This window comes from Methylophaga sp. UBA4204 (assembly GCF_002379485.1).
Classification (GTDB): Bacteria; Pseudomonadota; Gammaproteobacteria; order Nitrosococcales; family Methylophagaceae; genus Methylophaga.
In genome coordinates this window covers 61,132-66,345 of sequence record NZ_DFTU01000030.1, presented here as the reverse complement: position 1 = coordinate 66,345, position 5,214 = coordinate 61,132, and the positions used below count along the sequence as shown (strand labels likewise).

5 protein-coding genes are annotated in these 5,214 nt (G+C 44.8%); 1 reads left to right on the top strand and 4 read right to left on the bottom strand.

Annotation, left to right across the window (positions count from 1 at the left end; genetic code table 11):
- From B3182_RS03950 to B3182_RS03935, 4 genes are all read right to left on the bottom strand, one after another.
- Window positions 1-959 (bottom strand): MFS transporter (locus B3182_RS03950; RefSeq protein ID WP_292751640.1); only part of this gene is annotated, 959 nt, incomplete at its 3' end.
- 255 nt (window positions 960-1,214) lie between these two features.
- On the bottom strand, window positions 1,215-2,150 hold the full coding sequence (locus tag B3182_RS03945) for a sodium-dependent bicarbonate transport family permease (protein ID WP_292353847.1): 936 nt from the start codon (window positions 2,148-2,150) through the stop codon (window positions 1,215-1,217).
- Window positions 2,151-2,256: 106 nt separating this feature from the next.
- The gene (locus tag B3182_RS03940) at window positions 2,257-3,006 is read right to left on the bottom strand and encodes an endonuclease/exonuclease/phosphatase family protein (protein WP_292353849.1); all 750 of its coding nucleotides are present in this window, start codon (window positions 3,004-3,006) and stop codon (window positions 2,257-2,259) included.
- A 157-nt stretch (window positions 3,007-3,163) separates the two neighbouring features.
- Complete coding sequence (locus tag B3182_RS03935) at window positions 3,164-3,706, bottom strand: ATP-dependent zinc protease (RefSeq protein ID WP_292353850.1); 543 nt, start codon at window positions 3,704-3,706, stop codon at window positions 3,164-3,166.
- A 223-nt stretch (window positions 3,707-3,929) separates the two neighbouring features.
- Here B3182_RS03935 and htpG point away from each other — a divergent pair.
- The coding region (htpG, locus tag B3182_RS03930) for a molecular chaperone HtpG (protein WP_292751643.1) at window positions 3,930-5,214 on the top strand (1,285 nt) is incomplete at its 3' end.

The following is a 5,214-nucleotide window of genomic DNA, read 5'->3' as shown; positions in this document are numbered from 1 at the left end:
GGATGCAGTTGATCGATCAGCTGGGCAACCGAGAGTGGATAAATGGAAAACGCCAGGCCACCCCAGATAAAGAACATACTGAGCAGCAATTTTTGTGAGGACGCTATAATCATCATTATCGATATAGCTGCAGCCAGCATCACCACCCATGTCATGACTTTCGGTCGATCATGCTTGTCCGAATAGCGACCAATTGGAATCTGCAACACCGCACCCCCGATAATGGTCAGGCTCATGATCAAAGCAATACCGCTGATATCGTATCCAAGTTGGGTGGCATAAATAGGTGTCATTGACCAGAAAGCGCCCATAGCCAATCCGGATAAAGACGCCCCGGCAACAGACAGTGGAGCGATTCTTAATAAGTTTTTTAAACTGCTTTTTGGTCTTTCAGTCGCGATGTTGGGTTGATTACGCCTGGTAAGGGTTAGCGGTAAAATCGCCCAGCTCACCAGAATCGATACCAAAGCAAATAATAAAAAGCCTTCTGGCGAATCAAGATGCAACAATTGTTGTGCAAGAGCGAGCGCGCCCAGGTTGACTACCATGTAAAAGGCAAAGATGCGTCCACGTTCATGACTGGCCGCCTGACTATTGAGCCAACTTTCAATCACAGTCATCAGCGTGATATAGGCCAATCCATAAAAGAAACGAAAGCCCATCCACGCCCATTGGTCGATGAAGATAATGTGTAAAAGCGTGGTGGTGGCGCAGATAGAAGCACAAAATGCAAAAGTACGAATATGCCCCATACGACGAATCAAGCGTCCACTCACCCAGGTGCCACAGATAAATCCGACGAAATAAGCTGACATGATCATGCCCATTACTGCACTGGAAAACCCTTCACTGGTTCCTCGTAAGGTTAACAGTGTGCTGATAAGTCCATTTCCAAGAAGCAGGAGAGCAACGCTCCACAAAATCGACTGAATAGGTTTTAGCAACGCCAATGATTGCATGCATAGCTCCTTATTCGACTGTCCATTTGGTTATTTTTGAACCATCACGCACCAAAACAAAGCCGTGATGGATTCTGCAATGCAAATGCACCTAGCCTGGAAAATGCCATTAAACCTGCATTACTAAAGGGGATGAGGGTTAGCATTGCTGATCAGCTTCTTCGCTGCAATTGATTGCTTAAAGTATTATGCAATTGTTGAACCGCATGAAAGCTTGCTGGAAATACTGGCAGAATCAGCCATTGGAAAAACGAATTAACCAATCAGGCTGTGATATAGCGGAATGCCGACAAGCACATTAAATGGAAACGTCAGGCCTAATGCCGCCAGCATAGCTAAACCAATATCAGCTTGTGGAATGGCCGAACGAACGGCAACCGGTGCAGCAATATACGAAGCACTGGCGGTTAAACTTGCCAGGATCAATACGGAGCCGTCTGGCAGTCCGAGCAATTTACCGACAAACAATCCAGCCAACGCTAAGATACTGGGTGCAACGATGGCAAATAGTACTACGGGAATTTTATCGCGTGATAATTTACTCAATGCTTCGGCGGCTACCAGACCCATTTCCAATAGAAATAGTGCGAGCACGCCCATAAATGCCCCAGTGTATAAATCAGTTACCCCGGCGCCTTGCCTTGGGCCATACATCCAGCCAATCAACACCCCGCCAACCAGCAATATAACGCCTCGATTGATTAATGATTCATGCAGGATACTTAACATGCCTCCGGAGGAAGCTTGTTTTACCCCACTGAAATGCCGGTAAAGCATTAAACCGATAATAATGGCTGGTAATTCCAGTAACACCAGATAAAGTGTTACCTGTCCGCCAATAACCAATTGATTGCTTTCTGCATAAGCGAGCGCAACAGCAAATGTCCCGGCACTGACTGAGCCGTAATGTGCAGCAAAACTGGCACTATCAGCCAGATTAAGACGAACCACTTTCAACAGTAATGGAAATAAAATAAGCGGGATCATAAAGCCCAAAAAAGCGACGGATATCAGCTCCGGCATCAGACTCCAGCCCATATTGCCATGTAACGCCATACCGCCTTTGAGGCCAATCGTCAGCATTAATAACAGACTTAAAACATCGTATGCGGCTTTGGGAATGGCCAGATCGGATTTCACCAGACCACCCACCAGGCCAAGCAGGAAAAACATTACTACGATGTCAGGCACAGGCTCTCCTTGAATCTATACAACAAACAAGAGGCGTTATTGTAACGTTATTGGCGGCTTTCGCCGAGCAATTCCTCGTTAAAGATGAGCAGAGATTGGTCTGTATTTAAAATTCAAATGCGGCAATTAATGGAGCATGATCCGACAGCATCTTCCAGGAAGAATGTGGGGGGCATTCACAAAAGGTAGGTTCAAGGCCACGATAATAAATGCGATCCATCTTGAAAATCGGCATCCAGGAGGGCCAGGTTCGTGCATGTTTCTTATGCAGTGTTCGGAAAGCTTCTTTCAAATCTAATCGTTGGGAGAAATGTTTTTCAGCCTGACCGTTCCAGTCATTAAAATCACCGGCAACAATCAAAGGCGCGTTGTGTGGCACATGCTCATCAATGCGTTCACATAGTGTTTGTAGCTGACGTTTACGTTCGGTGCCCGTCAGGCCAAGATGCAGACAGACAATATGCAGTTCCTGCTGGGTGTCAGGAATGTGGATGACACCATGTAACAAACTGCGGCTGGCCCAAGTGTATGGCGAAACATTAATATTTTCCCAACTCTGCAATGCATATTTACTGAGTATGGCATTGCCATGATGTCCTACGCTATAAACGGCGTTTTTGGCATAAGCAAAATGTGGCCACATATCTTCTGCAATAAAATCGCAGTGAGGCCCCGGCCAATGCTGATGTTTTAGCTGATGACCAGTGTGCTCACCTTGAATTTCCTGTAACAGCATAATATCGGCATCGGCTTCTCGTAGTGCTTCCCGCATTTCATGCAGAATGAACTGCCGATTACCGGTATTAAAGCCTTTATGCAGGTTGTAAGTCAGGATTCTAAGTGATTGTTTGGACATTCCATCTCTGAAAAAAGCTTAAAGCAATACAGTAACATCTCTTATGGCTAGAAAATATTACCTATATTAAATCCTTTAAGTCATAGACCAAAAAAAACGCCGGTTCAACTATGAGCCGGCGTTCTGTAATGTGGCTTTTATAATAGCTTTTACGGAATCAAGGTTGTACCACGGGAAGTTCTTCCGGATCTTTCTTTGCGAGCTTCACCTCACATTCCGGTGATGCAACCATCTTTTCCGATGAACTCACCAATAATGAATTTTTCAAAAAGTTGCGACCCACCAGAATCGGGAAGGTCATACGACTGCGATCAGCAAGCGTAAAACGGGTTTCTTCGTAATGGGAGCCAACACACAGACCCATTTCAACTACATATCGTGTTTGTTTACCGCTGGCCTGTTTAATCGTGACTTTATCCACGATGGGCCGGGTCAAAATATATTCTTTATCTTCGTGATCAACAAAGGTAAACCGCACCATTTCCTCGCCGTTCTCTTCAATGACCTTTGTATCAACTGCATACATCGAATTGGTTGCAGCTCCGGTATCAATCCGTGCTTTGGTTTGTATTTCGCCAGGAAATAATGTGACGATTTCTTGATGACCGAGAACCGATTGTTCTTCTATATCAATTTTGTTTTCATTGGCTTGAGTCGTCAGGCTAAATGCCAGTAACAAACTCAAAGATACTTTACGCATGCTGTCTATCCTTTTCATCTTAGGTTGATTTAGTTATTTGAATTGGGTGGGCATCATGGCCAAAAACAGGCTAACACAGCCTTGATTAATTCAAGCTTAATCAAAGTTAAATGGCTGATTTACCAAATTTTTAGGCTTTTATAGTGATGCACTCTTGATATCCAATATGACCAACCCCATCTGTGAGCTATCGTTAAAACAGCCAGATGGAGGCAACACAGAAATGGGCGTTGATGCACATAAGGAAACAATGGGTTTCCAGACAGAAGTCAAACAACTTCTCAACCTGATGATTAACTCGCTTTACAGCAACAAAGAGATCTTTCTGCGTGAGCTGATATCCAATGCGGCCGATGCTGCCGATAAATTGCGTTTTGAAGCGTTATCCGATTATGCGTTATACGAAGAAGATGGCGATCTGAATATCCGTGTTGATTTTGATAAAGAAGCCCGCACCATCACCATCACTGATAACGGTATTGGTATGACCCGTGAAGAAGTCATCAATAATATCGGCACCATTGCTCGTAGTGGTACCAAAGCATTTTTTGGCCAGTTAACTGGTGATCAGGCTAAAGACTCACAACTCATCGGCCAGTTTGGTGTGGGGTTCTACTCTGCATTTATCGTGGCTGATAAAGTCACACTGAAAACCCGCCGTGCTGGTACTACCAAAGAACACGGTGTGCTGTGGGAATCGGCCGGTGAAGGTGAGTTCAATATTGAAACCATCGAAAAAGCCACCCGCGGTACCGAAGTCACTCTGCATTTGCGTGAAGATGAGGATGAATTTCTCAATGGCTGGCGTCTGCGTAATGTGATCCGTAAATATTCTGATCACATCAATCTGCCCATCATCATGCAAAAAGAGCCTGTTCCCGATGAAGAAGGCAAAATTGATGAAAGCATTATCGAAGATGAAACCGTCAATAAAGCCACAGACTTATGGACGTTATCCAAAAACGATATCACCGATGAGCAATACAAAGAGTTCTACAAGCAGATTGCTCACGACTTTCAGGATCCATTGAGCTGGAGCCATAACAAGGTCGAAGGCAACACCGAATACACCTCACTGCTGTATATCCCATCCAAAGCACCGTTTGATCTGTGGGATCGCGATCGTATGCACGGCATCAAGCTGTATGTGAAACGCGTGTTTATCATGGAAGACAGTGAACAACTGATGCCTCGTTATCTGCGCTTTATCCGCGGTGTAATTGATACCAATGATCTGCCATTGAATGTGTCGCGTGAAATCCTGCAAAGCAGCAAAGTCATTGATACCATACGTGCTGCTTCAGTGAAGAAAATTCTCTCTGAACTGAATAAAATGGCCAATAACGAACCTGAACAATATGCTGAATTCTGGAAAGAATTCGGTCAGGTGATCAAAGAAGGTCCAGGCGAAGACTTTGCCAACAAAGAAGCATTGGCCAAATTACTGCGCTTTGCCAGCACTGAAACCGGTAATGCCGAGCAAACCGTTTCACTGGAAGATTATGTCA

Excerpts from the sequence above, each read along its gene's own strand:
- B3182_RS03940 (WP_292353849.1), bottom strand. The coding sequence starts at position 3,006 with ATGTCCAAACAATCACTTAGAATCCTGACTTACAACCTGCATAAAGGC.
- B3182_RS03935 (WP_292353850.1), bottom strand. The coding sequence starts at position 3,706 with ATGCGTAAAGTATCTTTGAGTTTGTTACTGGCATTTAGCCTGACGACT.